The organism is Paenibacillus sp. NAIST15-1, assembly GCF_001894745.1.
GTDB classification, from domain to species: Bacteria; Bacillota; Bacilli; order Paenibacillales; family Paenibacillaceae; genus Paenibacillus_B; species Paenibacillus_B suaedae.
Genome location: NZ_BBYF01000004.1, coordinates 384246 through 409988 on the forward strand (window position 1 = coordinate 384246; position 25743 = coordinate 409988).

At 48.5% G+C, this 25743-nt stretch carries 24 protein-coding genes; 8 read left to right on the plus strand and 16 right to left on the minus strand.

Features of this window, described 5'->3' with window-relative positions; genetic code table 11:
* Positions 1–25: 25 nt before the first annotated feature.
* The gene (locus tag PBN151_RS12610) at positions 26–1039 is read right to left on the minus strand and encodes a medium chain dehydrogenase/reductase family protein (RefSeq protein ID WP_083545117.1); all 1014 of its coding nucleotides are present in this window, start codon (positions 1037–1039) and stop codon (positions 26–28) included.
* Positions 1040–1239: 200 nt separating this feature from the next.
* Between PBN151_RS12610 and PBN151_RS12615 the strand changes: the two genes are divergently transcribed.
* Positions 1240–1509, plus strand: coding sequence for a ribbon-helix-helix domain-containing protein (locus tag PBN151_RS12615; RefSeq protein ID WP_072729195.1), 270 nt, complete (start codon positions 1240–1242; stop codon positions 1507–1509).
* Entirely contained in the window at positions 1499–2641 is a 1143-nt protein-coding gene (dnaN, locus tag PBN151_RS12620; RefSeq protein WP_072729196.1) for a DNA polymerase III subunit beta, read from the plus strand. The genes PBN151_RS12615 and dnaN overlap by 11 nt, the downstream gene beginning before the upstream one ends.
* 76 nt (positions 2642–2717) lie before the next feature.
* Here dnaN and PBN151_RS12625 read toward each other — a convergent pair whose 3' ends face one another.
* The 3 genes from PBN151_RS12625 to PBN151_RS12635 form a co-directional block, all read right to left on the minus strand.
* Entirely contained in the window at positions 2718–3425 is a 708-nt protein-coding gene (locus tag PBN151_RS12625) for a DNA alkylation repair protein (RefSeq protein ID WP_072729197.1), read from the minus strand.
* Positions 3426–3446: 21 nt separating this feature from the next.
* Positions 3447–4358: an RNA polymerase sigma-70 factor gene (locus PBN151_RS12630; protein WP_072729198.1), complete on the minus strand. Its 912-nt coding sequence runs from the start codon at positions 4356–4358 to the stop codon at positions 3447–3449.
* Positions 4359–4447: 89 nt separating this feature from the next.
* The gene (locus PBN151_RS12635; RefSeq protein WP_072729199.1) at positions 4448–4894 is read right to left on the minus strand and encodes a carboxymuconolactone decarboxylase family protein; all 447 of its coding nucleotides are present in this window, start codon (positions 4892–4894) and stop codon (positions 4448–4450) included.
* Positions 4895–5172: 278 nt separating this feature from the next.
* Here PBN151_RS12635 and yedE point away from each other — a divergent pair, with 278 nt between their 5' ends.
* Positions 5173–6372, plus strand: coding sequence for a selenium metabolism membrane protein YedE/FdhT (gene yedE, locus PBN151_RS12640; RefSeq protein ID WP_072729200.1), 1200 nt, complete (start codon positions 5173–5175; stop codon positions 6370–6372).
* Positions 6372–6599, plus strand: coding sequence for a sulfurtransferase-like selenium metabolism protein YedF (gene yedF, locus PBN151_RS12645; protein ID WP_021260862.1), 228 nt, complete (start codon positions 6372–6374; stop codon positions 6597–6599). The genes yedE and yedF overlap by 1 nt, the downstream gene beginning before the upstream one ends.
* 98 nt (positions 6600–6697) lie before the next feature.
* Here yedF and PBN151_RS12650 read toward each other — a convergent pair whose 3' ends face one another.
* The 6 genes from PBN151_RS12650 to PBN151_RS12680 form a co-directional block, all read right to left on the minus strand.
* On the minus strand, positions 6698–7108 hold the full coding sequence (locus PBN151_RS12650) for a DUF4064 domain-containing protein (protein ID WP_072729201.1): 411 nt from the start codon (positions 7106–7108) through the stop codon (positions 6698–6700).
* Between the two features lie 174 nt (positions 7109–7282).
* A complete protein-coding gene (locus PBN151_RS12655; RefSeq protein WP_072729202.1) occupies positions 7283–7855 on the minus strand; it encodes a TetR/AcrR family transcriptional regulator in 573 nt (190 codons plus the stop codon).
* Between the two features lie 163 nt (positions 7856–8018).
* The gene (locus tag PBN151_RS12660) at positions 8019–9398 is read right to left on the minus strand and encodes a sugar porter family MFS transporter (RefSeq protein ID WP_072729203.1); all 1380 of its coding nucleotides are present in this window, start codon (positions 9396–9398) and stop codon (positions 8019–8021) included.
* A gap of 211 nt (positions 9399–9609) precedes the next feature.
* Positions 9610–10980 carry a response regulator transcription factor gene (locus PBN151_RS12670; protein ID WP_072729205.1) on the minus strand — a complete coding sequence of 457 codons (1371 nt, stop codon included), beginning with the start codon at positions 10978–10980 and terminating at the stop codon, positions 9610–9612.
* Between the two features lie 45 nt (positions 10981–11025).
* A complete protein-coding gene (locus tag PBN151_RS12675) occupies positions 11026–12477 on the minus strand; it encodes a sensor histidine kinase (protein ID WP_227774607.1) in 1452 nt (483 codons plus the stop codon).
* Between the two features lie 20 nt (positions 12478–12497).
* On the minus strand, positions 12498–13463 hold the full coding sequence (locus PBN151_RS12680; protein ID WP_072729206.1) for a substrate-binding domain-containing protein: 966 nt from the start codon (positions 13461–13463) through the stop codon (positions 12498–12500).
* A gap of 287 nt (positions 13464–13750) precedes the next feature.
* On the opposite strand from PBN151_RS12680, the gene PBN151_RS12685 reads away from it, so the two are divergent.
* The 3 genes from PBN151_RS12685 to PBN151_RS12695 are packed head-to-tail and all read left to right on the plus strand — an operon-like array spanning position 13751 to position 17062.
* Positions 13751–15154: an efflux RND transporter periplasmic adaptor subunit gene (locus PBN151_RS12685; RefSeq protein ID WP_072729207.1), complete on the plus strand. Its 1404-nt coding sequence runs from the start codon at positions 13751–13753 to the stop codon at positions 15152–15154.
* On the plus strand, positions 15151–15936 hold the full coding sequence (locus PBN151_RS12690) for an ABC transporter ATP-binding protein (RefSeq protein WP_275936812.1): 786 nt from the start codon (positions 15151–15153) through the stop codon (positions 15934–15936). The genes PBN151_RS12685 and PBN151_RS12690 overlap by 4 nt, the downstream gene beginning before the upstream one ends.
* Positions 15878–17062, plus strand: coding sequence for an ABC transporter permease (locus tag PBN151_RS12695; RefSeq protein ID WP_072729208.1), 1185 nt, complete (start codon positions 15878–15880; stop codon positions 17060–17062). The genes PBN151_RS12690 and PBN151_RS12695 overlap by 59 nt, the downstream gene beginning before the upstream one ends.
* A gap of 115 nt (positions 17063–17177) precedes the next feature.
* On the opposite strand, the gene PBN151_RS12700 is transcribed toward PBN151_RS12695, so the two are convergent.
* Together PBN151_RS12700 and PBN151_RS12705 are read right to left on the minus strand one after the other, a co-directional pair.
* On the minus strand, positions 17178–17777 hold the full coding sequence (locus tag PBN151_RS12700; protein WP_072729289.1) for a class I SAM-dependent methyltransferase: 600 nt from the start codon (positions 17775–17777) through the stop codon (positions 17178–17180).
* Between the two features lie 105 nt (positions 17778–17882).
* Entirely contained in the window at positions 17883–18605 is a 723-nt protein-coding gene (locus PBN151_RS12705) for a GGDEF domain-containing protein (protein ID WP_072729209.1), read from the minus strand.
* Between the two features lie 181 nt (positions 18606–18786).
* Here PBN151_RS12705 and PBN151_RS12710 point away from each other — a divergent pair, with 181 nt between their 5' ends.
* Positions 18787–19812, plus strand: a complete 1026-nt coding sequence (locus PBN151_RS12710; RefSeq protein WP_072729210.1) for a phosphotransferase — start codon at positions 18787–18789, stop codon at positions 19810–19812.
* A gap of 75 nt (positions 19813–19887) precedes the next feature.
* On the opposite strand, the gene PBN151_RS12715 is transcribed toward PBN151_RS12710, so the two are convergent.
* From PBN151_RS12715 to PBN151_RS12730, 4 genes are all read right to left on the minus strand, one after another.
* Entirely contained in the window at positions 19888–20742 is an 855-nt protein-coding gene (locus PBN151_RS12715) for a diguanylate cyclase domain-containing protein (protein ID WP_072729211.1), read from the minus strand.
* Positions 20723–22831 carry a cellulose biosynthesis cyclic di-GMP-binding regulatory protein BcsB gene (locus tag PBN151_RS12720; RefSeq protein ID WP_139295333.1) on the minus strand — a complete coding sequence of 703 codons (2109 nt, stop codon included), beginning with the start codon at positions 22829–22831 and terminating at the stop codon, positions 20723–20725. Before PBN151_RS12720 ends, PBN151_RS12715 begins: the two co-directional genes overlap by 20 nt.
* Positions 22832–22940: 109 nt before the next feature.
* Entirely contained in the window at positions 22941–24191 is a 1251-nt protein-coding gene (locus PBN151_RS12725; protein ID WP_072729212.1) for a glycosyltransferase family 2 protein, read from the minus strand.
* A gap of 10 nt (positions 24192–24201) precedes the next feature.
* Positions 24202–25743: a hypothetical protein gene (locus tag PBN151_RS12730; protein WP_072729213.1), complete on the minus strand. Its 1542-nt coding sequence runs from the start codon at positions 25741–25743 to the stop codon at positions 24202–24204.

Genomic DNA, 25743 nt, shown 5'->3' on the forward strand with positions numbered 1-25743 from the left:
CATTAGCTCCTCTCAGTTATCCCGCCTACACCTCTCCCACAAGAATGATTTTCCCAACAGAACGGGATTCTTGCAACAAATTCTGCGCGTAAGCTGCCTCTTGCAGCGGTATCCGATGAGAGATAAGCGGATGGATCTTACCCGCTTCCAGTAGGGACATAACGGCTTGCACATCTTCACGGAACCAATCCAATCGTTCCTTCTTCAGCGCAGTAATACTATACATATGCACAGGGTTCCCGCTCTCCGTTGTCCCGCGGGCAGCCACCCCTGTCCAATCCTTGACCCAGTTGTTATTATGACCCTGTTCCAGTACGGATGTATAGCCATAACCTACAAATCGTCCATTCGAACCTAATGTCCGCATAGAACGCTCCCAATTGGAGCCCCCAATCGGATCGAACACGGCAGCCATTCCTTCAGGAGCAATGCTCGCGAGTACTTCAACAAAGTCATCTGCTTGATAGTCTATCGGTAACGCGCCATACGCTGCAACAACCTGATGCTTCGCTCCCGATGCTGTTCCGTACATCTCCAGCTTCGCCAATCGCCCCAAGTTCAACAACGCTGTCCCTACACCGCCGCTCGCGCCATGGATAAGGATTCGTTCCCCCTCCGATACATTCGCGATGCGGTGCAGCATCTGATAGGCTGTCACATAATTCAGCATACAAGCTGCCGCCTCAGTAGCATCTATTGCCGCAGGGATCGGAACAACCTCATCCATTCGGGCATACACATGTGATGCATATCCGCCTGTGCCGTTAAAAAATACAGCAACGCGATCCCCTACCGCATATTGTTCTACCCCAGCTCCAACTGCATCTACCATCCCAACCGCATCATATCCGGGAACAAAAGGTACCTCAGGCGACATCGGATACAGACCTTCCCTGCGCATAATATCCGCCAGTGCAACACCAGCACTCTGCACCTTCACGCGAACTTCGTCTGCATCGGGCGCACGCAGCGGCTCTTGCACAGCCTGCAGCATCTCCGGACCTCCATATTCAGTTACGGTCATCTTGATATTCCACACAAGCCATCTCTCCTTCAGCAGCTTCTTCGTTGATGGCTGTATTGTAGTACTTCGAGTCAACTCGAAGTCAATATCTTATTATTACGAGCAGCCAACCTTTGTTTTCCTTATATTGCCTTCCAATCATGAAGCATGTTACAGTATAAGTACCGTAGTATTTGAATATGGTTACTTAATTCAAAAGAGACCAGGGGTGTCACATGCAAAATAATATGAGGATCGGCGTTCCGAACGAGGATGGCCAGATCAGTATGCTCTTCACAAAAGGGGGATCCCGTCCAGGGGCAGGCAGAAAAGGCTTCGGTGACACGAAGAAAATATCTCTAACCCTACCTGAAGCAATATGGGAAACCCTCGAACAACATTGCCATGCGAATGAATTTTCACGTTCAGAGGCGATTAGGCACATTATTGAATCCTATTTTGCTCTAGACTCCGAGACTAAAGGTGGGATTCCGAATGCGGATTAACATTTCGCAAGATATCCTTGCCCGTGCTCTACGAGTAGTGAACAGAGCTATCTCTTCCCACACTACGAGCTCCATCTTATCCGGAATCAAACTCACAGCAACTTCCAAGGGATTAACACTTACCTCCAGTCAACCCAGCATGATACTTGAATATGAAGTCCCTATACAGCAAGATAAACTCGATATTCAACAAACAGGAAGCAGTGTAGTCCCTGCTAAGCATTTCACTGAGATCATCCGTGCGCTCCCTGCTGACAATATATCCTTACAACTCAATGAACAGCATGTCATGGAAATTACAACGGAACAGGCCGTCTACCGCATTTGTGGCATGGTTCCAGATGAATTTCCCGCTGTGCCAGTTAATCGTTACACGTCTTTGTTCCGAATCTCCTGTCTGTCTCTACAGCAGGCCATTCGGCAAATTGCATTCGCCGCCTCTACAGCAGAACACGCGTCAGTATTGGCTGGAGTGCTGTTCGAGATCAGTCATGATTCTCTCACACTACGCGCAACAGATGGGGTTCGCTACGCTTCTACAACCGTAGAGTGGAATCTGATACAATCCAACCAGTCTGGCGATTACCCACCCATTATCATTGCTGCAAAGCAGCTCTTGGAAGTAGCGAAATTACTTGGGGACAAGCAGAACGAACTCGAGGTTGGAGTCAGTTCTAATCAGGCCAAGTTTTCCACGGAGCATTGGATGATGCACTGTACATTCCTTAGAGGCCATTTCCCCTCTGTTACAGTCCCTCCTGCCTTTAAAAGCTCTATCACGCTTCATACTTCGCAATTGCAGCAGGCTGTTGAACGTGCAATCCTTCTCTCTGGCGACTCGCACGTTATTCATATGCAGACTTCAGGTCATAGAATGAAGCTTAGCGCCCAGGCTCATGGAATTGGAGATGTATCGGAATATATTGATATCCATGATTGTGAAGGTGACGATGCCCTCATTGCCCTGAACGGGAAATATTTACGCGAGCTCATTCGCTCAATCGGCAACGATATGCTGTCGATTCAACTGTCTGGCACACGAAGTCCTGTCGTCATAAAGCCCTATGACCGATCTCCATTGGTATACCTGCTCACGCCAATTCGGACTCGTGACACTACCGATTTATCCTGACAAATCTAATCGCTTGCCTCTACGCTCCTGGCTGATAATAAATAAAAGCACAGGATTTCGTCTCCTGTGCTTCACCTTAACATATGCATGTCTTGCGCTTAGCGCCGAGCTTGCCTGCGGCCTCCACTTTGCGGATATAGGCCGCCGCCTCCGGTACTTTGCAAGCTGTCTCGCCCATATTGACCTGCACCTTGCCAATGACCTCTGCCACTCGCATTGCTTCATCATGCAAAGCCAGTACATACGAGCCTACGACAATGACAAATTGATTCATCACGTACCTCACCCGATTGCGTTCCTGATGAACCGTCGATTCGACGAGCGCAAGCATTCTCCTCAATTCTTCGATATCCAGCTTCTCGTCAGACGTAATCGAGATATAGTGCAGATAGGTGCTCCAGCCGCATGTCGCAATCAGCTCTTCGCTGGATGCCATCCATTCGCGTGCTAATTCGAGAGCATACGGACTTTCTGCAGCCACACCAGCTACCGTACATTCTACAATCATATGCCAGTGTGCCTGTTGAGCCCATGATTGCAGAAGCTCCTTGGGCATTGCAGATGGATCGACCGTTAGCCCTGCCAAATACATCGCATCGCTATTCCCTGTATCGAAAAGCGCACGCGCAAGCTGCTGATCCTTCTTAACTTCCTTAACCAGCCTCTTCAGATCGCCGATCTTTACGCCGAACAGCGGCTCCTGCGCCCCATGTCGGAGGAACGTTTTCCTTGTTTGCTCTGTGCCCATCGCTTCCAGCTTAGCCATGACTTCGTCCAGTGTCACCGTCATTCCTCCTGCTCCTATCTACAACGATATATGATCCAACTTATCCGGGTTAAATATAACATAAACGTTGCTTATGCGATCTTGCTCAGCCGTTAGCTCACAGCAGCATACCGCCTTCACAACTCCTTGCTCCCGATACACCATATTCATGCTCGTATTTACCATAGTGAAGGAGAGATCCCAGCTTCGCAGCGCCACGAATGCTTTAGGTGAAGTAAGCAACCTAAGTACACGGCTTCTACCTATAATAGGCCGCATAGCAGCATGGACTTTGCCTCCTCCATCGGTAGTCAGTCGCACATCCTCTGACAGCAAGGACAACAATGCCTCCAAATCATATTGCTGAAAGGCAGTAACGAATTTGGAGACGAGCGTCCGTCTAGCATCCGTATCTTGACTAGCAGTGGGGGAATATTCTCGCGCGTGTTCCTTGGCGCGGCTCAATATTTTGCGACAGTTGGAAGTCGACTTACCGACAATATCTGCGATTTCCTCATACTCATATTCGAATACTTCCCTCAGCAGAAATACGGCTCTCTCCATCGGGGTCATCCGCTCAAGCATAACCATATACGCATAGGACAGCGAATCTACACGCTCCGCCACCTGATCGGGCTGCTCTCCTTGTTCAACAATAGGCTCTGGAAGCCACTCGCCAAAATACGTCTCTCTCGTTCGACGGGAAGATTGCAGCACATTCAGACATCGGTTCGTCATCCACTTGGCTATATACGCCTTAATATGCCTAACATCGTCCAAATTCCTGCCGACCATATCCGCAAATAAATCCTGTACCGCATCCTCCGCATCAGACACTGTGCCCAGCATCCGATATGCAATGGAAAATGCTAAGGACCGATAGCTACGATACAACTGTTCAACAGAATCAGCTTCCTGTGCATGAAGCGAATGGAGCTTTTTTACATCCATGTTCCCACTCCTTTGCCCCCCATTCTATCATTCCAAAGCTATTCTGATCCATCGAGTAAAGAAGAAAAAGAGGAGCACAAGGCTCCTCCCTACTTCTCGAAACATCCTGGATGCATTCCTGTCGAAATGGCAATACGGTTCCAACAGTTAATCGTCGCAATCGCAAGAATCAAATCTGCATATTCCTTCTCATTAAAATGCTCTCGTACCTTCTCATAAACCGACTGAGGCACACCCGCATCAGCTATTTCTGTCACATATTCCGTTAATTCCAGAACAGCCTTTTCTTTGTCAGTACATACCGGTGCTTCCTTCCACACACTGAGCAGCATGATGCGGTTCGTATGATCACCCATCTTCATCAGATCAGCTGTGTGCATATCGATGCAGAAGGCGCAGCCATTGATTTGAGAAGCTCGTATCTTAATGAGTTCAAGAAGCACCGGATCAAGTGTACCACTGACGAATTTGTCCAGAACTTGCATGGCTTGATAAGCAGGGGCATTTGCCGTTCGATAGTTAAAGCGCAATTTCATTCCATTCACCTCATCTTAATTTTGGTTACATAAGTTAAGACAGATAAGGTGCTCATTTTGTGACACGTGATGATCATTTTTTTTCAATTTCCATATGAGGTAAAAAAGTATCATCCCGAATTCCCCCCGCTAGCAAGCAGTTTGTAGTAAAATGGAGAATGGTTTTATTTGCATCTCATCTCGTGATCGGATGTGAATTGCCGCACACAAACAAATCCATATAGTTCGATCGTGTTCGCACCATTAACTATGAGGGATTGAAGGGGTAAGGGAAAAAGATGAAAGATTCATTACGCAAGCTGTTCACCAACTACTGGAGCCCTTACGTTGCCATCGGCATCGCAGGCGTACTCAGCGCGCTGTACTTCGGCATTACCAACACGGTATGGGCCGTCACCGGCGAGTTTACGCGTTTTGGAGGACATATCCTGGAGCTGTTCGGGGTCGATATCTCCGATTGGGCTTACTTCAAATTGATACAAATGAAGGGTTCGACATTCGAGCGCACGGACGGCTGGATCGTCTGGGGCATGTTCATCGGCGCGCTCATCATGATTCTGTTCAGCAACAACTTCAAGATCCGCATGCCGAAGCAGAAGCGCCGCTTAGTACAGGGCCTGATCGGCGGCATTATCGCAGGTGCAGGCGCACGGCTCGCGCTTGGCTGCAACTTGGCTGCCTTCTTCACAGGCGTGCCGCAATTCTCGTTCCATGCTTGGATCTTCATGGTGGCAACCGCCATCGGTACCTATGCAGGGGTGAAAATTGTTAGTACCAAATGGTGGAAAGGAAAGCCGATCCTGCAAAAAGGGAATGCCGCGCCTACTATTCAACAAACAAGAAAAGTTCAGCCTTATATCGGCGGGCTTGTTGCACTGGCTTATACAGGACTTATCGTGTACTTCTTCCTAGCAGGCAAGACAATGCTCGGCGTTGCCGCCATCTTCGGGGCTGCCTTCGGCATCTTGATCGAAAGAGGACAGATCTGCTTCACCTCCGCTTTCCGCGATCTGTGGATTAGCGGGCGCGCAACGATGACCAAGGCTATTATCGGCGGGATGGCAATCAGTTCTGTCCTAACGCTCATCGTTATTCTCGTGAACGGCGTCGATCCGATTACGAAAATGGCAGCACCAAGCACATTCGTCGGCGGCATCCTGTTCGGCATTGGCATTGTCCTTGCGGGCGGCTGTGAGACAGGGATGATGTACCGCCTCATGGAAGGACAAGTGATCTTCCTGCCTGTATTCATCGGCAACATTATTGGCGCTACTGCCCTTGCCTACGCTTGGGATCATCTTGGCGTATTCGACCTGCTCGTGAAGAGTGGGGCGAAGATCAATCTCATTTCTGTGATGGGCCCGGCTTGGGCGCTAATTGTCACACTAGTTTTGCTTGCAATCGGTTATGCTGTAGCTAGCTACTGGCAAAAAAATTACCGCTTCGGCGTCGGATTCAAAAAAGGAGATGCAAAATAATGACGATCGATTTCACATTGGATCTTAGAGGAGAACCTTGCCCATATCCCGTTATCTACACGTTAGAGACATTGCAGGACATGGAGAAAGGACAAGTGTTGCAAGTGATTGCGGACTGTCCAGCCGCCTTCAAGAACGTACCGGAAGAAGTGGTGAAGCACGGCTACACACTCGCGCAAGACCCTGTTAAGAATGGACAGGAACTCATCTTCTATATTCAAAAATAAAAAGGCCTGACAAAAGGAGCTGCTCGGCAAGTGTTTGATCTACTTCGTCTAAGCAGCTCCTTTTGATTTCTTATCTTGTTGAAATTCAGCTTCTCCCCTTATCTTCGAAGCTGTACCTTTCTTCCGCCTGTCTTTCGAACGAGTGTCATCACCCCAGCGATAACAAAGAATATGGCCGGGATGTACCCGAACACCGAAATCACACAAGGCACCACCGCTGCCAAAATAAGCAGCCATCCCGCGAGCCTTGGGCTGCCATTGCGCCTCAATAAAAGAATAGCCATAACACTTAGCACAATGCCTACAAATCCAGGGAGAATCCACAGCGTACCTGATTGATTCATCTGATCGATCGAAGTAGCTATCTGGCTGTCATTCCAATTGGCATGCAAATAGTCCATATATGCTGCATTATCTTTGAGGTATAAGAAAGCGACTCCGATTACGATCATGATGAGATTTAATGCTGCTCCAATGATGCTAAACACGATTTCCCCTGTTCGTCTCATGTTTGAACCTCCATTGAAATATTTTCACATCTTTCCCATGACTCGAATTGCATTACAAGCGGAATCACCCCCTTGCTTAATCACACCGACTGTACAATGATCTCAATGTATAATGAATGAATATTTTTTTATTCATTCATTATAGGGCATAAAAAGATCGCTGCCGGATTCCCTCTATTTTTCGAAGTTCGTTAAGCCTTTCATAATGAACTCCGACAAATACTGTACCAGTTGCGGAAAGTGGTGAACCCCGATTTCTTCCTTGTGTGAATCGATATAGACTAGTGAGTCAAAGAAGACAGGCAAAAGCTCATCATCAATATCCGATCTGATTCGTCCTTCCGCTTTCCACTTTTTAAATAACTCAATGGTTAAGCTGCGAATCGTATCATCATTTCCTTTGACTTCTTCATAGTACTGCTCTAATTCCCGGAAAAGATCCCGATTATACCATTCCTTAAGCACTTTATTAGAGTTCATAGCACTGATATTCTGCTCCACTAATGTTCTTACAAGGATTACGGGATCTTGATTCATATCAAGGGACTCGACCATCCTTTTTTTCATTATTTCATTTTCTTTCATATAAATTTCAAAGAACAATTTCTCTTTCGAGGAATAATAGTTATAAAAGGTTCCTACCGCTATTCCCGCCATTTTTGCAATGTCTGAAATATTGGTGTCTTTAAATCCTTTGGCGTGGAATAATTCCGATGCACATTGAAAGATGTTCTGCTTCTTATCCATGTATGAATGACCTCGCATGAATGAATAATTTTAAATTCACTCATATTGAAACACGGTTTCCTTTTCTTGTCAATCCACATTCGCCATGATAACAAATAAACCACCCTGTTAACCGCCTTAACGGAAAACAGAGTGGTTATATAAGATGCAACAATCTCTATGATTAAGCCTTGGACTGCGTCCACATATTCTCGATCTCCTCCAGCGATTTCCCCTTTGTCTCGGGGACGACGCGCCAACTAAAGAGGACGGTGAACACCGCCAGTATGCCGAATATCCAGAACGTAATGGCTGGCCCTGCGGAACTAAGCAGCGGCGGGAACGACTGGGACACGATATAATCTGCTACCCACAGCATCATGGATGCAATCGCCGTAGCCTTGCCACGAATATGGTTCGGGAAGATTTCAGACATCACGACCCAAACTACTGGACCAAGCGATATCGCGAAGGCAGCAACGTACACCAGAATACAGATAAGCACCAGCATTCCAGAGGTATGACCTGTATGGAACGCAAACCCGATCACAAGCAAGCATACCGCCATCAAGGATGATCCGACGATCAATAATGCTTTACGGCCGACCTTATCGATCAACCACAATGCCAGAATCGTGAACACGAAGTTGATGAAACCGACGAGAATCGTTTGAATCAATGCGCCATTCGTTCCAGCACCTGCTTGCTTGAAGATTTCTGGCGCGTAATACATAACCGCGTTAATACCTGTTACCTGCTGAAGCACAGCAAGCACGACACCAACAATGAGTGCCAAACGAAGACCTGGCTTGAATAGATCCGAGAGCGAACCCTTTTCATGCTTGAACGATTCCTTAATGTCCAATACTTCTTTGCGTGCCAGCTCATCGCCGTGGATTTTGCATAGGATTGGCAGAGACTCGGCTGCCCGCCCCTGTGTAATCAACCATCTTGGACTCTCTGGTACGAAGAACAGGAGAACCAAGAACAGTACGCCCGGAATAACACCTACACCGAACATCCAGCGCCATGCATTCTCCACGCCCCAAGCGTGATCGCCAGCGCCAGCGATACCCAAGTTAACAAAGTAAACGAGGAAAATACCTGTTACAACCGCTAGCTGATTCAATGCAACGAGTCGGCCTCGATACTTCGCAGGCGCGATCTCCGCATTATAGAGCGGGCAGAGTGTAGATGTAATACCAATTCCGAGACCACCAACAATACGGGCACTGATATAACCCGAGAATGTTGCTGGAATTGCAGAACCTGCTGTACCAACAATGAACAGCAGCGCAGCTGCGATAAGCACCTTTTTTCGGCCGAACTTGTCAGCCAGTATGCCTGTGCTTGCCGCCCCGACGATACATCCTACAATTAAGCTGGATACTGCCCAGCCGACTTGAAATTCGGACAGACCGAACTTCTCTTTCATGAAACCGATTGCACCAGAGACAACAGCAGTGTCAAATCCAAACAGCAAGCCTCCGAGTGCGGCTACAATCGATACGAGCGTAACATACTTCATATTTATTTGATTGTGTTCGCCTTGTTGCGTACTCATAATTTTATACCCCTTTGAGTAAAATCAATGAAGACTGGAGCTTCATTATAACATTCAGCTTGTCCGATCATGTCGATGAAACCCTTCACTTCTTTGCGGATCATCAGCATAATATCGTTCCCTGCTCGCACGGATTCCAAACATTGGCCACAAACTAGCACATTCTTGTCTTGGAGGACAAAAAAGTCCATGCCGACATATGGGCATGGACTTAGTTCTCCGTACTTCGATATTCGGTTGGCGTTACGCCCGTTACCTTCTTGAACACACGGCTGAAGTAGTTCGGATCTTTGTAGCCGACCATATAGCACACTTCCTTCAGGCTGAATTGCCCATCCAAGATGAGTGACTTCGCCTTATCAATTCTTAGCCTTGTAACGTAATCAATGAACGTTTCTCCTGTCTGCTGCTTGAATACTTTGCTGAAATAATGCGGATTCAAGTGGACATGGTCCGCTACTTCCTCTAGAGACAACTCTTCCTGATATCGCTCTACGATGTATGCAGCAGCACGATCGACCACATTCCATGTCTGCTGTTCACGTTCCTCACGGATGCGCTTAATTGCTTGCTCTACATACGCTCCCTCAGCAGATGTTCCTCGTTCAACCCGATCATCAGGCAGCCAAGAAGCATTACTTGCAGGCAGTTGCAGTTCCTCGAATCGGCATAGACTCCCCCACGAACTTGGATACGTCGAGGCAAACACTGCTTCATAATAGGAACGCCGTATTCCTTCAACGTGCCGCTGAAGCGTCCCAACTCCGACCGTAACTTCAAGACCGCATTGTCTGCGCAAAGCTGCGATAAGCTCTGATCCGATGCCCTGCACTTCCTCTTGCATAGAACCAGCCTCTGCCGTTCCCTTGCCCAAAATAAAAACAGCCATATGTTCATGCACAATCGGACTGACGATCCAGCTGTGTCTCTCCTTTACCTGCTCCTTCAATATACTCTTCGATACGTCGATCGCGAACTGCTTCTCGTCTTCGTATGATTGGCCCGCAGCAGACTTCATTCCATTCATCGCAACCACTAGCGCATACCCTCGATCGAGCGACAGCTCCAAAATATCAGCAAGCTGCAAGGCGTCTGCCTTATGAACTTGATCCGCCATTAAGGCAAGGGCAAGCTCCGTCTCAGCCATGGGAAGCAGTTGATAAAATTTATCCCGAATGGCAAGTTGCTCGTCACGCTTCCCGCACTCATCCCGAATCTCATCAACCAGACGCTGCAGCACAGCTACAATTTGATCCCGCTTTGCAGGCTTCACCAAGTATTCCTTCACTCCAAGAGATAGTGCCTGCTGCGCGTAGTCGAAATATTCATACGCAGTAACGAGCACCATTTTGACGAGTGGATGGCGCTCCTTAATCTCCTTCAGGGCATCCAATCCCTGTATGCCTGGCATTCGGACATCCATCATGACGATATGAGGGCGATGCTCGTCGGCCCTCTGAATTGCTGTACGGCCATTGTCTGCATGAATAACTTCGAAGGTATCCGGCATCATTTTCGTAATAATCCACTCCAAGCCCTCCCGCTCTAATGCCTCATCATCAGCGATTAGCAATCGATACATGTTCTCCCTCCTTTCTGATTCACATGTTAGTAAGGATACCTCCAATTATCGAGGAGTCATTATCCTGCCAATATCCTGTTGCCCCTTGTGTTCCTCCTTGTCCGGTATTCGAATCAAGACGGTTGTGCCATGGCCAGGCTCGCTCTGAATATCCACCAGATCGGTTCTGCCATAGTACAGTTCCAATCGTCTAAATACATTGTACGTTCCAAGTCCTGTAGATTGTCCCCCTGATCGGGAATCTGCTGGTTCTGCACCCATGCGAAGCAGGGCGCTGCGCGTCTCTTCCGTCATGCCACTGCCATTGTCTGCAATCGAGATTCGCACCTCGCTCGGTACACGTTCAATGGACAAGGTTACAACCGCTCCTGCTTCCATGCCTTCAATGCCATGAACAAATACATTTTCCAAAATCGGCTGCAGGGTAAGCACAGGAACGAGCACGTCCAAGGCTGCTTCATCAATATGGGTAACAAACTGGATTCGATCACGGAATCTAGCCTGCTGAATCGTGAAATACTCCTTCGCTTGCTCCACTTCATCTCGGAGCGGTACAGGCTGGTCCAGCTTGCGCAGATTATAGCGGAGCAAGTTAGACATCGACACAGTTAAATCGCTAGTTCGTTCCGCACCTTCTAACAAGGCAAGCTTGGCAAGCACATTAAGAGAGTTGAACAGAAAGTGCGGGTTCATTTGATTTTGCAGCGCCTTGAGCTCCAATTCCTTCACGAGCCGATCCTTCTCCAAGTTCGCCTTATCCTTTTCAATCAACTGCAGAAGATCATCCTGCATGCGCCCGAACGCCTCAGACAGCATACGAATTTCACTGCTGCCCTCCACTTGTGGAGGCTTCGTCTGCAAGTTGCCGCGGGAAATTGCTCTCGCTGCATGAACCAGCTTCTTAATTGGCTCGGTAATGCCGAGCGATAGCCAATAGGCAAGCATGATACTTAGCAGCGTATTGATAATAAAAAGTCCGATTCCCCATAGATTCATCGCTTCTGTGTGCGTGAAGATCTGCCGGTAGAAGGGCTGATAATAACGAAGCTCCGCATCAATCAATTGATGCCCTTCTTCTCGGATGAACCCTGCCGTCGCTTCCAGTTCCTCATACAGCGGCACATAACGCAGAGAGCTCGGTTCCCCCCACGCCTTTAGCACACCTGCTTCCTCTTCGATATACGTGTTCAGCAGATTGCGATAATTACGCACGTCCGCTCCGGCGGATGGAGCATTCGTTTTTTGCTCCGTCAATTGATCTCTCATCAACTTCAGACTATGAGCCTCACGAAGATACTCTTCGCGCGATCGATCGCTTTGATCTAACAAATAGATGTTCAAGGCACGCAGATTGCTGTCGGTTTGGGTTGCAATTTGCCTGTACATCAATACCCGCTCCAGCATGACGTTATAGCTTTGCTGTACGGTTCTTCCACTCTGGAAGACGAAAAAGGAGACGCCATTGCTCAAGACGAGCAGCGCCGGAATGAAAATCAATAGCTTTTTCCGTATATTCATCATTGTTCCAAAACCTTAGTACTTGTATATTGAGTTGCTGCGTACGGCTCGCCCGCAAATATTTGCTGCAGAATGGATACTGCTTCGGCGCCAATCTCCCTTGGCTGCTGCACGAGCGTTGCCACGATGTCTCCGTGAGCAATCGCACGCCTAGTTGCCTCTACATCATCGAAGCCAAATACGTTAATCTTCCCCTTATTCGCAGCTTGCAATCCCTCCACGATCCCTGCGGCATCCCACGCACTAAACCCGATAATCGTTCGTATATCCGGATGCTCGCTCAGCATAAGCTTCGTCTGCTTCGCTGCCTCGATGCGAGATATATTCGATGAACGCACGTCTACGATCTCATAGCCTGAAGCCTTATCGATGATGGATCTGAATCCCTCCAGCCGCTTCCGTTGATTGTCAGCCAGTTCGCTGCCTAAGATGATGCCTATTTTCCCTTTGTATGCTGAGCCATGAACGACCAATTCACCCATTTGTACACCAGCCGCCCGATTATCTGTTCCGACATAAGCGAACCGTCTGCTGTCCGGTGCATCGGAATCCACCGTTATAACCGGAATGCCTTGATCCATTGCTCTGCCTACGAGTTCATCGTACCGCGGCTCATTGATTCCCTGTGTCAAAATGGCATCCGGCTTGGAGGCAATGGCCTTGGCCAGCAGCCTCATCTGCTCCGACGGGTTAATGCGTATGGGTCCGGTATATTCGATTTCCATATCCCGCTGTGCAGCTGCTTCCTTCGCCCCCTGCTCCACCGTGCGCCAGAAGGGATTATCCAGCTCTTGGGCAATGAGCACCACATGCTTAAGCGATTGCTGCTGCCCTGCGTCTGTACCCGTCTCCAGCTGCCCAACTAGACGCTCGATTGCAAGTGTGGAAGACAAGAATCGAACAATCACATAACCGAATATAGCTGCAAGGACGATCAGGCCTATGATCCACTTTCGTTTTGCCATGATGCCCCCTCGATGTCTGCATTGAAATATAGGCTCTATTATACTGATCTCACTGTGAAAATGAAAATGAGGCTCATCACTACATTACCCCCTGCTTTATTGGCAGCTTCTAGCCGCTCCACTTCCTCCACAATGTAGTCTGTTATTTCACTTTCAGCGTTTATTCAGCTAATGCTCAGTTTTTACTCAGTGTGCTTTAATGGACCATTCATCTATGGTAAGTACCCTAAGTTCAGCGGGCACAACGATTGAATGCCCAACAGAACCGGTAAAGGTGGATAGAGACGATGAAAAAATGGGTGTATGTGGCAGGGATTCTGCTTGTAGCAGGTGCAGCCACCGCTGTGTATTTGACCCAGCGGCCGGCAGAACAGCCATCAGCTGCTAATTTGCCAACAAGAACCGTACAAGCAAGTAAGGGGAACATGGAAACAAAGGTATCCGGATCTGGATCCGTTAGCGTGTCGGAGGTGAACAACGTCAAGGCTGGCTATAAAGGTACGATCAGCAAAATCAACTTCAAAGTAGGTGATCAAGTAAAAAAAGGCCAGACGCTTGTTGTATTCAAAAAGACAGACAACTCAGAGCGAATCAAGCAAACGGAGTTGTCGCTTAAAAAGCAACAATTGCAAATGCAGCAGTTTCAGAAGCAGTACAAGGAGGCACCTGAGGAGAACCGGGAGTCCATTCAGGTGAACATGGAATCCCTCGACTTAGAAATCGAGCAAAATGAATCTACACTCGCCAGCCTACAGGCCGAAGAAGCAGAGAATCACGATGTAGTTGCTCCAGCTGCAGGGACAATTAAGGAAAGCCAGATTGAAACAGGCAATGATGTGAATGAAAATACCGTAGTTGCGGTCATCGCCGACTATACCAAACTTGAATTTATCATGTCAGCTGACGAGCTTGATATTCCATCGATTCAATCCGGACAGTCAGCGCAAGTTACACTCAATGCCTTCCCCAACCAACAATTTACTGGAAAAATCACTTCAATTGGAAAAGAGGGCAACAGCAACAATGGTGTCGCTACCTATGAGGTCGGCATCAGCCTAACCAAGCCGGATGGCGTCCTTGCCGGCATGTCCGGTCAAGCGGAGATCGTTACCCAGACTAAGAATGATGTCGTGCTCGTTCCCGTCGAGGCTGTTATCGCGATGGGCAATAAGCATTATGTACGTGTTCCAGGCGAAGCTGGAAGCGCCTCTTCTGCAGCAAACGATGGCAAGGAACCAATTAGCGGACAAGGCAATGCCGACGACGTGAATAAGCAGGATAGAAAGGCGGACAACCCGCAAAATACAGGCAATGGAAATGCTGCTGGTGGCTGGTCTAGAGCCAACCGCAGCGATTCAGGCACTCCATCTGGAGAACTGACAAGCCGAAACGGGGAAACTGGTCAAGAAAATACAAGAAACAATGGACGTATGGATATGAGACAAGCAATGGGCGGCACACTTAAGGAAGTCGTCGTTGGGATTAGCAACGACACTTATGCCGAGATCACATCCGGGCTTCAAGCTGGTGATGCTGTCTTAATTGCCACCCCACAGGGCAAGGCAGGCAGCGGTAGCAGTACCACCGAGCAAAGACAGCGCCAGAATGGAATGGGCTTTGGCGGAGGTGGGTTCCCTGGGGGAGCGAGCTTCCAGGGTGGCTCGATGGGAAGCAGAGGCGGTCGCCAATGAAGCAGCTTGCCAATACTGCCAATGTCATGGCAAACATGTCTAATAATCAAAGCATCATCTCCATTTGTAACGTTAAGAAGTCATATCGAATGGGATCGGAAGAGGTCAATATTCTCCAAGGCGTCAATCTCGATATTCAGTATGGCGATTTTGTAGCCATTATTGGCCCTTCTGGATCAGGGAAGTCGACGTTGATGAACGTCATTGGCTGTCTGGATACGCCAAGTGAAGGAAGTTATACGCTGGATGGAGTAGAAGTAAGTCGCCTGAGCGACAACAAGCTTGCAGACATTCGCAATCACAAAATCGGATTTATCTTTCAAAGCTTTCACCTGCTTCCTAAGCTGACCGCCATTGAAAATGTTGAGCTGCCTCTCATCTACCGTGGATTAAGCAATAAAGAGAGACGGGAAGCAGCACTGCAGGCACTGCAGCAGGTGGGCTTGGAGGATAGGATTGGGCATCGGCCAAGCGAGCTATCCGGCGGGCAGCAGCAGCGGGTAGCCATCGCTCGCGCATTGGCCGCACACCCGCCCATCCTGCTTGCAGATGAACCAACTGGAGCATTGGATACGAAGACGGGACACGAGGTACTCGAACTGATCGAGAAGCTGAATCAAGAAGGACATACGATTATACTCATCACTCATGACATGGAGGTTGCTGCTCGTGCGAAGAGGGTTGTCTTCATGAATGACGGCAGCCTGACCGAAGAAAGGGGGAATGGGCGTGAAGCTGTCGCAAGGATTCAAAATGTCATGGCACAGTATCCGTTCCAATAAGCTGCGCACCTTCCTATCTATGCTGGGGATATTAATTGGTGTAGCTACCGTTATTTCCTTAATGGCCATGGGCCAAGGCTCTTCCAATGCAGTCGAGCAATCCCTGCAAAGCCTGGGAACGAATCAGTTGTCCGTGAACATTATGGGTCGAGGCAGCCAAACGACATTAACTTTGGAGGATGCCATCCATCTCGCAGATGATATACCGGATATCGAAGGCTTGGCTCCTATCGTATCTGGGAGTGCGACCGTCAAGAACGGGACGACCGAATCTGCATCCGTGACTGTAGAAGGCATTACGCCAGAATATGAGCAGGTGAAGGACTTCAGAAATCAAAGCGGACGCTATATCGTGCCGCTTGACGTCACAGGCTATTCCCGAGTGGCCCTGCTTGGCGTAGATACGGCAGCTGAATTATTCAAGGGAGCAGATCCCATCGGGCAAACGATACTGCTCGATGGCGCTCGATTCAAAGTCGTGGGCGTGCTGGAGTCTAAGGGAAGCTCGCTCGGCGGATCGAATGACGAGAAGGTTCTCATCCCCATCACGACTGCGCAGCGAATGTTCCAATCGGCCGGCGTTCGCTCCGTCAACATTAAGGTTTCCCAGGAAGAACGCATGAGCGTGGTCGTCGACCAGCTGAATGAGAAGCTGACGAAGCTGTTCCGCGGCAATACGAACAGCTTCAATATTTTCAACCAGCAGGATGTCAAGGAGACGATGAGCTCGATCACGAAGACGCTGTCAACAATGATGGCAGGTGTTGCTGGCATCTCCCTCATTATCGGGGGAATTGGGATAATGAATATCATGCTGGTATCTGTCACGGAGCGTACGCGGGAAATCGGCATTCGCAAATCGCTCGGTGCCAAGAAACGCGATATTTTACTGCAATTTCTCATTGAATCGGTTGTTCTTAGTGGACTGGGCGGCTTGACTGGGATTGGGCTCGCCTATGGCGCCTGTTTTGCCATGACCCATTTCTTGTCCGTTGCTACCGCCATCCAAGTCGATATCGTCATCTACGCATTTGCTTTCTCCGCGATCATCGGCATCGTGTTCGGCATATTCCCTGCCAACAAAGCAGCTTCCTTGAAGCCTGTAGAAGCTTTGCGGCATGATTGAATTAATACTGAAATGATGGACAGCATAGCTTGCAGCCCGATCAACAAGAAAGACAGCCTAATTCCCTTGTGGAATACAGGCTGTCTCTATTTACCACAATCATTCCTCGATGCTGCTACGGTCTCGCCCACACAACGTGCACCATATCAATCCAGTAGCTCTCTTCCCGTTCGATCTTGATGTCCGCGCCGCGAATCATATCCATGATGCTACGTGTATGATGACAGCCCGTAAAGCGATATAGCAATGGATTGAGCGTCTTCTGCACCGCTGATACAGCCGCCTTCGAGCTGATCCCGTGCTCCATCAGCAGCAGCTTGCCATCAGGCTTGCACCAGCGACGCATGTTGCGCAGCACCAGCATCGGATTCTGATAGCTGCACATGGATAGCGTGGAAATGACCGTATCGAAAGATTGCTCCGGGAAACTCAACTCTTCCGTATCTGAGCATATGAAACGGATATCCAATGGGTAATTTGCAGCTGCCTTCCTCGCCTTATCCAGCATTCCCTCGCTGAAATCGGTAGCTGTAATGTTCACACCTGATGGGTAGTAAGGGAAGTTAGCCCCCGCTCCAACTGCAATTTCAAGCACGTCCCCTGCTGCGCTGCCGATTAGTTTCTCTCTCCATTTTCGCTGCTTCGGATCTTCGCGGCGCTTATCGTATTGAGCAGCTTGCTTATCAAAGATACGAACTAGTTTTGTCTTCTCCAACTGATTGCCCCTCCGTTGCTCCGTATCGCTTGCGAACATGCTTGTCCACCAAGCGAGGTCGATGTCGTGTAGAAGACAATACGAGGAACACCGTCTGTTGTTTCACTATTTTTCCATTACGCATCGGCGTGATGACGCCTCTTCGCAATGTCCATTTGATAGAGTCGCAGTTCGCTTCCGATGGGCATCCGACTTGCTCTGGCGCTTATTCCATAGCATCTGCTTATCCGCAATGTCCACCAGTTCATTCAGACTTATGCCTTGACTTGGGAATGTTGAGCAGCCTATGGAGATAGACAACGGTGTCTGCTGGTAACTCGTCGGAAGCTGAATGTGGGATAGCAAGGTATGCTGAACATTATGCACTTCCTTATCATCCGCACAAGGAACCATAATAACGAACTCATCTCCGCCCCAGCGCGCAACCCGCTTGCCGCGGATTTTCATTTGCAGCAACTGACTGCTTACCTTCTTCAGCATCGTGTCACCGACATGATGACCATAACTATCGTTAATCGTCTTAAAGTTATCGATGTCGATGAAATAGACAGCCACTTTGTGATTGGCTTTAATTGATTTCTTAGACATGGCACGGAACAGGCGCAATGCTGCTGGTCGGGTGTGCGTCCTCGTTAACGGATCCGTATCGCGTTCGTATCGTAATCGATCGATGTACTTGCCAACTTGCCACGAGAATAACAGGGCCAAAGCTGACATGACCACGACCAAATAATGATTTAGACCATTTAGCGACAAATACATATGCAACGACAAAGCCGCTAGCAAAGTCACCGCAGTCAACAATATTCTGCCTTTTCGTGTCTCCATACTCCACCTCGGAATCTCATTAGACAACATTATATTCCAGCTTGCTGAACATTTACTGAACAATCTTCAAGAGAGCGCCAATCGAATGGCACACTCGCCTGTGTCCACTTCTAGTTCCTCGAATACACTGACGATAGAATTCCTTGCGTGAGATGTATAAGGACAGGGGGACATCGAAGAAGTGGCTCGTCGATTATCTAAGTTTCAATTTCATACGATTACGAGGCAGTATGGGTTGCATCTGAGGAGAGTTAAACCATATCGTTCCCTGTATAAATCTACGGCAGCATACCGGGCGACTACAGAGGAAGGGATCTTCGTCATTAAACCTTTTTATAAGTCTAAGGTTTTAACCAAGCTGACGACGAAGCAGCAAATTATCCGAATTTCGGCTTATGTGAAGATGCTTCAGGAACAGAGCTATCCTCATCTCCCCCGTTGGCTGTCCACATCGTCCGGGAGAATGTGGGTGAGCCGCCGTGGCAGGCCGTACTACATGATGGAATGGGTAGAGGGGAATCGACCACAGCATGCTCAGGACTTCGAGCAGTTGGGCAAGGCCTTAGCTGTACTTCATACTTGCTGCCAAGGAATTCTCCCTCCAACACCTCTCGTTACGCATAAGGTAGTACAGCATCTATTCCAGCAAGACGCTGCATTTCGCCGCCAGCTTCCGGCACTGCGCAGAAGCAGAAGAAGGGCATCTTGGTTCAAGACATACGGCACGCAATGTACAGAGCTTGCTGCAGAAGCACAAGGCATCATCAACAACACGGAAATACAACAGCTCTTAAATGAGGAGACCTATCGACCCACACTAATTCATGGTGATATCACTTCGCCGAATGTCATCATGAGCCCGAACGGACTTTATCTCATCGACTGGGATCAAGTAAGAATCGATTCTGCTTATTATGAGATTACGAAAACATTGTTCAACACTACTCATTTCAACCTTGCCCACATAGAGGCCCTATTGCAGGGATATGGGCAAGTGAAGCCTTGGACATCACCTGAACGATTGTTACTAAGCGCCCTATACCGTTGCCCGCTTGAAGCATGGATCGCAGCAAGGACAGTATCGGCAAGCCGTTCAATCCTTTTGCAGCGCATATTGACGCGAACCTGGAACGAGCGGATGGCTGCCATTCAATGGATAGATGAATGGGCTAGAAACACTGACAACGAGGGACAGAACGGAGAATAATAAAAAATCCATCCACCTGACTACGGTGGATGGATTTGATCCAAGGCCGGATGCCCCTAAGGCTTTCTGATCCCTTTATACATCGTACTCCATTTGCTTTCTTGCTTGCGTTATGAATTCCAGCGGCGTGGATACCGTCTCAGGAGAATATTCCAAGGCTCCCACGGTAAGATTAAGCTCGATCTTGTATTTGCCAGCCAATTCTACGTCATTGAAGGAGGCAACTTTCTCCTTCAACCGCTCGATGACCACATTGGCGCCGTCACGGTCGGTAAACAACAGCAGGCCCCATGTCGGATTATCCGTATTAAGCATGTATAGCGAGTCATTCATACGTATGCTTGTCTCACTAAGCTTGGACACACCATAGATCATTTCCGACATTTGCTCCTCGCTTACCATTCGCTTCAACTCGTCCCAATATCTCACTTGCACGACAAGCAGCGTCAGCGGAATATGATAACGCGTAGAGAGAGCCATAAATACCTTGGCATCTTTTTGGAACGAGCGGCTATTTTTCAAGTCCGTGCTTTCGTCCATCGTCGCCAGAGATGCATTTATCCGTTTCAGCTGTTCGTTCTCCGTCTGCAATCTTCGATTGCCGAGTGTAAGCATGGCACTAACTACGGTAAAGGCTGGCGTCATGATAAGCCAGAAATAATTATGAGCCCCAACGACCCCACCTTCCACGACAGTCTGATACAACGTAAACGTCCCGTATCCGAACAGGAACACAATATTCAGAACTAACCCCGTTGTCACACTCGTAAAGTACGTAACGATCGCGATAAGAAAGGCCACATTCAGCAAAATCATGTTCAGGATGTAGCGATTCGGCTCACCCACCGTAAATGCAATGCATACGAAGCTAAGCAAAAACCATAGCAAGAAGGCGCCATCTGACAGGAGACTACTTTGATTCCGTTTCATCGCCAGCCCCCCGTTTCTTGCGGTATTTGCGAATCATGAAAATGAGGGATACGAGCACGAGCAAGCCGATAAGCATTGCGGCCACCATGAAGCCCAGAACGTCCCCACGCTGCAGAACCTGCTCCACAATCGAGGAAGATTGCTGTTCCGCCTGCTTCTTGAAGCGGAAGGCGTGGATGTCGCCGTCCTTGTTCGTGGCTACGCCATCTCCATATATTCTCCACTTCGCATTATCACTGGCGAGCAGTTTAGAGGCCAAATAATCATATTCGGTGCTCGGTCCACTAATAGCAAGCAAGCCTCGGCCTGCTTCAAACGGAGATTCGATGATCTGAAGCGTACCTAAACGCTTGCCGTAATCCGCGTCCACGCTCATCTTTTCATTGGAGGTAAACCCTTCTCCATTTGCTCCATATTTAAAATACAATTTATCATTATTATCCCGAATGACTTTATTATTGTTATAGCTTCCAATTGCGATCACGTTATGGGCCTTCAAGTCAGAAGCAGCTGCGCTATCCTCAAAGAACCGGACTTCGCCTGCATTGCCCTCCGCATATTGGCCAAGAAGATTGAACACATTCGCCAGCGACTGATACGTATACATATCTGGATTTTTCGGCATCACAACCGCAACCTGATTGAAGCTGCCGTCACGAAGGAATGGGTTCGGATAGCTGTCGAACAGCAGCTCTGTCTTATCCTTCGTTTTCAGCTGTAGTACCGAATCCTTCGTAATGAATGCCCAGGGCATCTCATCCTGTGGCTCCATGCACACAACATTCCGAAGCTCCAAATCAAATGCAACCGTGACTGTAAAGTTACCCGTTACATCTAAATTTTTCGGAATCGGCAGTGTTAATGTATCCTTGTTGGCTAAATCCATATTCAGCTTCTTGCTGCCGATTGGCGTGTTGTTAATGAGCACCGTAACCATGGAGCGATCAAAATCAAGATTGGTCGCATACCGCATGTCCAGGTGGATTTTGCTCGCCTCGGCAATCGTGCGGTTGGCCGGAAGCGATATGAAGTATGATTTCTCTTGATGCATCCAGCCTTTCAGCTTATCGCCATTGTCCGTAAGCTTCATGTCCTTGCTAATGGTAACTTCAGGCGTCGCAACATCCGTATTGCCCGATACCATTTTCGTATCCCCGTCCAACTGCTTGACCAGCTCTTGATTCGCCAGCAATCGTCCTGCCTTCACCAGCATGGCAGGATCCTGAGAAGTAACGACAAGAGTAGGCTGTGTACCCGTACGAATCACGCGGATCACCGCAGCTTGCGTGACATCTACATTGCCCAGCTCACTCTTCCAGGCCGCCGGCAGTTGGTCGTACAATGCCACAGCCACAACTGCTGTTTTCCCCTTCAAGGCATCAGCATCGAATGCATACATCGGAATTTGTTTTTGCTTCAGTCTATTTTGCTTCGCGAAACCTGATAATGCATATACGGCAGCCTCCAGTTCGGCAGGCTTACTGCTCTTCGGGATCGCAATCGCGTTACGTTCATCGCTAACCGTATCCATGCCTGTAAAATGACGGTTAAAATCGCGAATGCTTGGCTTAATCGCCTCACTCGTATATCGAATAGAGGCGCCTGACGTCGCGAACAGCTGCAGCCAGTTGTCACGCTTCTCCGACGGCATACAAATTTGATTCGCATCCGTAGTGACAATATAGCCTTCGATCGTCAGTGTGTTATTCCCTTTCACCAGCAATTCCTTAGGGACGGATACCGTAAGTCGACGCTTTGGATCATCACTGACGTCAGGACGGAAGGAATGAAACTTTTTCCCGTTCAATGACAGCGTCACGCTTGACCGTTCTCTTTTCGTTAAGGGCGACGCTTTATAATCTACATGAATCTTAACTTCATCAACCTTCCAATACTCCTCAGTCTGGAAGTTGAACTGTCTGGAGGACATAATCCCGGACAAGGATGTGTCCGCACTTGAAAATGTCTCTTCATACGTACTCAGCTGAGCAGAGCCCATTGCCGGAGCCACAGCTGCCGAGGCCTGTCCAAGCTGTCCGAATAACAAGGACAAGCAAGTCATGCCGACTACGATCCACCGTTTATTCACAAGCTTCTCTCCTGTCTTTTCTTCATAAATGAGTATCAATGTTCAAACGAGTTCCTATATAAATGCGTGATCAAAATGGTCGAGATACTGCGTGATCAAAATCGACCTTCTAAAAGCGTTCTGTTTTGTACCATTTGACTTCTCGCTTGAATAATAAATCCTTCACATAGTTATAGAGCCCATAAGCGGCTACGACCATCCACATCTGGCAATATGATACATACATCAGCATAATGATCCACAGATTGGAGAGCACCATCTCCCCTTTTTCCGTGATCAACGTAATATAGGTACCTAAGATGAACAGCGTGATGGCCAGCAGCCATAAGAAGGAACTGAAGCCAGCTATCGTCGTATGTACGTAGCCTAAGGCATGTAAAATGAGCAAGATGTCGGACATGACCAATGAGGTAAGCAGCAAAAAGTAAATCGATAAAAAATAAAGGATATCAAAACGGATATTTCGTGCCTTGCGGTCAAAGAGCAGCGGAATGTTTTTGATGATGACGTAAATATTACCCTTCGCCCAGCGTGTTCGCTGCTTGAACCATACCTTTACCGTCTGCGGCTCTTGCTCCCATGTTACAGATTTCGGCTGGAACTTAATTCGATAACCCATCATGTAAATGCGAAAGCTAATTTCCGTATCCTCAGCAATCGCCTTCACGTCCCAGCCTCCGATGCTTTCCACGATGCTCCGCCGCATAATGAAATTCGTCCCCGGAATCGTGCACAGCTTGAACAGCTTCCATCTCCCTGCCTGAGCCATCCACTGGAACGACAGCGTCTCGATGTTAATAAAGCGCGTAAGCAGGTTCGTGTTGCGGTTGCGGGTACGGAACTTGCCGATTACCGCACCTAGTGTATCGTCGTTCGTAATCTCTGCTACCAGATAGCGTAGAGCCGTCTTCTCTGGCGTATTGTCTGCGTCGTAGATGGCAATCAATTCACCTCGGCTCTGCTTGAATCCGATATTGAGCGCGTTAGATTTGCCTTTCCCACCTGTCACCGCATCCGTGTTGATGATAATCAGGTTGCGGCCGTCATGCTTGCGCTGCAAATTGCCCAGCAGCTCGCTGCTGTTATCCGATGAATTATCATTGATAACGATAATCTCGTATCGATCATGGGGATAATCCAGCGCCAATAGCGACTCCACCGTCTTCGTGATAACCTTCCCTTCATTATGGGCCGGCACCATGATGGAGACGAATGGCGCCTCGCCCTTAATTGCCGGTACTTCCTCGTTCTCGATCTTGATGTAGTACAAGTATCCTGCAATGATCAGGACGACGTTGACGAGCAAGAGCGACCAAATACAGATAACCGCTATGAGCATTAAAATATCTGCAGTCGTCATGGCTATCTCCTTATTTGTAATATTTGCGCTTGTACAGTCGTTTACCCACGATGAGAAACCCTGTGAATGCAATAAGCGTCAGTACGATAATGACAATAAAAATTTTGTTCTGTACATTGAACAACGTCTCGAAGCTCTTCACTTCTTTTTCCTTATATACATAATCCGAGCTTACCTTCTTGATCACGACATCCAAGTTTACACCCTGTCCGTTAATGGTCACACTGCCGCTCCGAGACATAATGATGCTGTTGGGGGTACGAACAGTATGGGAGACGTGTTTATAATCAGAAAATGATATCCAGCTGCTCTGCAATTGCTCTACGATGTCGTCCAGCTTCTCCTCTGTATCAGGGAAGTCAAAGGTTAATGCGGAGTTCATAGGCATTGCAGGCATGAAAGTCCCTGAATGACCGAATTGCTCTAAAAATCCGGGCTGCATGCTGAATGCGGAGAACGGGAATGCCTTGGACTCATTCGTCTGAACTCTGTACTTCAACTTCTTATTTGGAAACAACACGACCGAGTCCGTAAAGCTCATGCCCTCTTCTGCATATCTTTGGTCATATGTCCAGTAGAAGTCCGCTCCAAGTCCCAATGGTGCAACCCCATAGTCTGCAAGCACGTCAATGAATCCTTCCATCTTTCCCTTTAATGTCGTATCGCTTAGATTGACCGTTGAGGCTACGGTTGGAGCATTTGCAATAATGCTTCCGTTGCGAGATTGAACATACTTCAGTGTTTCCATGTATCGCTTCATGGCCGGATAATCGGTATTCACGAACACCGGCTGCACACTTGCGATGAACGGAATTCCCGCCTCGTACATCCGGTCGGCAAGCCGCTCCAGCAGATGCAGGTCGGAGAACGGATATACTTCCTTGAAAATTACGTAGCTGCGCGCCTCTCCTGCATTGCCCAACCAGTCTCTCAGCAAATGCGACATTGCCAGCTCACTGATATTGCCCCGCTCGAAATAAGCTGCATAACCGTAGCGGCCGTTTCGCACTCCATAAGGAAACTCGGATGGAGCGCCTGCTGAACTCAGGCTCCCATAACGGGTGCCTGCAGCATGTTCGATGATGGTCACTTGCTCGGTACGAATTGCATCTTGAGCCAGGCGATCAATAGCGATTCGAATGGGACCAGGCACTCCACTGTGAACGCGAAGCTCTAAGCTTGCGGTCACCGCTGCAGGGACTCTCGCACCGATGTGCAAGTAGTCACCACGATACTGTTCGACATCTTGAAGAAAATCCTGATTCGATTCCTTCAAATCAGTCAGATTATGAATCCCTATCACCTTCGTATAAGCATCCATCTGCCCCCGCTGATAATGGTCAGAACGAACGAGCGTAACCTGGACGCCATAGGATGCCAGCAGGCGCTGCATTGCCTCGACATTTCCCTCTCTCGTTGTCCCTTTGTCCAAGCTGTCGTAGATGAGCAGCACCTTAGAGGCCGCTTGCTCTGCCGCGTGAATGGTCATAGGCATCCCACAGCCAAACAGCAGCAATGCAAGCATGCATACAATTAATTTTCTTTGGATCAC

Bases quoted from the DNA above. Each gene is read 5' to 3' on its own strand.
- PBN151_RS12670 (WP_072729205.1), bottom strand. From the start codon at position 10,980: ATGTATCGATTGCTAATCGCTGATGATGAGGCATTAGAGCGGGAGGGC.
- PBN151_RS12630 (WP_072729198.1), bottom strand. From the start codon at position 4,358: ATGGATGTAAAAAAGCTCCATTCGCTTCATGCACAGGAAGCTGATTCT.
- PBN151_RS12615 (WP_072729195.1), top strand. From the start codon at position 1,240: ATGCAAAATAATATGAGGATCGGCGTTCCGAACGAGGATGGCCAGATC.
- PBN151_RS12680 (WP_072729206.1), bottom strand. From the start codon at position 13,463: ATGGCAAAACGAAAGTGGATCATAGGCCTGATCGTCCTTGCAGCTATA.
- PBN151_RS12725 (WP_072729212.1), bottom strand. From the start codon at position 24,191: ATGACGACTGCAGATATTTTAATGCTCATAGCGGTTATCTGTATTTGG.
- PBN151_RS12685 (WP_072729207.1), top strand. From the start codon at position 13,751: ATGAAAAAATGGGTGTATGTGGCAGGGATTCTGCTTGTAGCAGGTGCA.
- yedF (WP_021260862.1), top strand. From the start codon at position 6,372: ATGACGATCGATTTCACATTGGATCTTAGAGGAGAACCTTGCCCATAT.
- PBN151_RS12655 (WP_072729202.1), bottom strand. From the start codon at position 7,855: ATGGATAAGAAGCAGAACATCTTTCAATGTGCATCGGAATTATTCCAC.
- PBN151_RS12695 (WP_072729208.1), top strand. From the start codon at position 15,878: ATGGGCGTGAAGCTGTCGCAAGGATTCAAAATGTCATGGCACAGTATC.
- PBN151_RS12660 (WP_072729203.1), bottom strand. From the start codon at position 9,398: ATGAGTACGCAACAAGGCGAACACAATCAAATAAATATGAAGTATGTT.
- dnaN (WP_072729196.1), top strand. From the start codon at position 1,499: ATGCGGATTAACATTTCGCAAGATATCCTTGCCCGTGCTCTACGAGTA.
- PBN151_RS12690 (WP_275936812.1), top strand. From the start codon at position 15,151: ATGAAGCAGCTTGCCAATACTGCCAATGTCATGGCAAACATGTCTAAT.
- PBN151_RS12715 (WP_072729211.1), bottom strand. From the start codon at position 20,742: ATGAAACGGAATCAAAGTAGTCTCCTGTCAGATGGCGCCTTCTTGCTA.
- PBN151_RS12705 (WP_072729209.1), bottom strand. From the start codon at position 18,605: ATGGAGACACGAAAAGGCAGAATATTGTTGACTGCGGTGACTTTGCTA.
- PBN151_RS12650 (WP_072729201.1), bottom strand. From the start codon at position 7,108: ATGAGACGAACAGGGGAAATCGTGTTTAGCATCATTGGAGCAGCATTA.
- yedE (WP_072729200.1), top strand. From the start codon at position 5,173: ATGAAAGATTCATTACGCAAGCTGTTCACCAACTACTGGAGCCCTTAC.
- PBN151_RS12635 (WP_072729199.1), bottom strand. From the start codon at position 4,894: ATGAAATTGCGCTTTAACTATCGAACGGCAAATGCCCCTGCTTATCAA.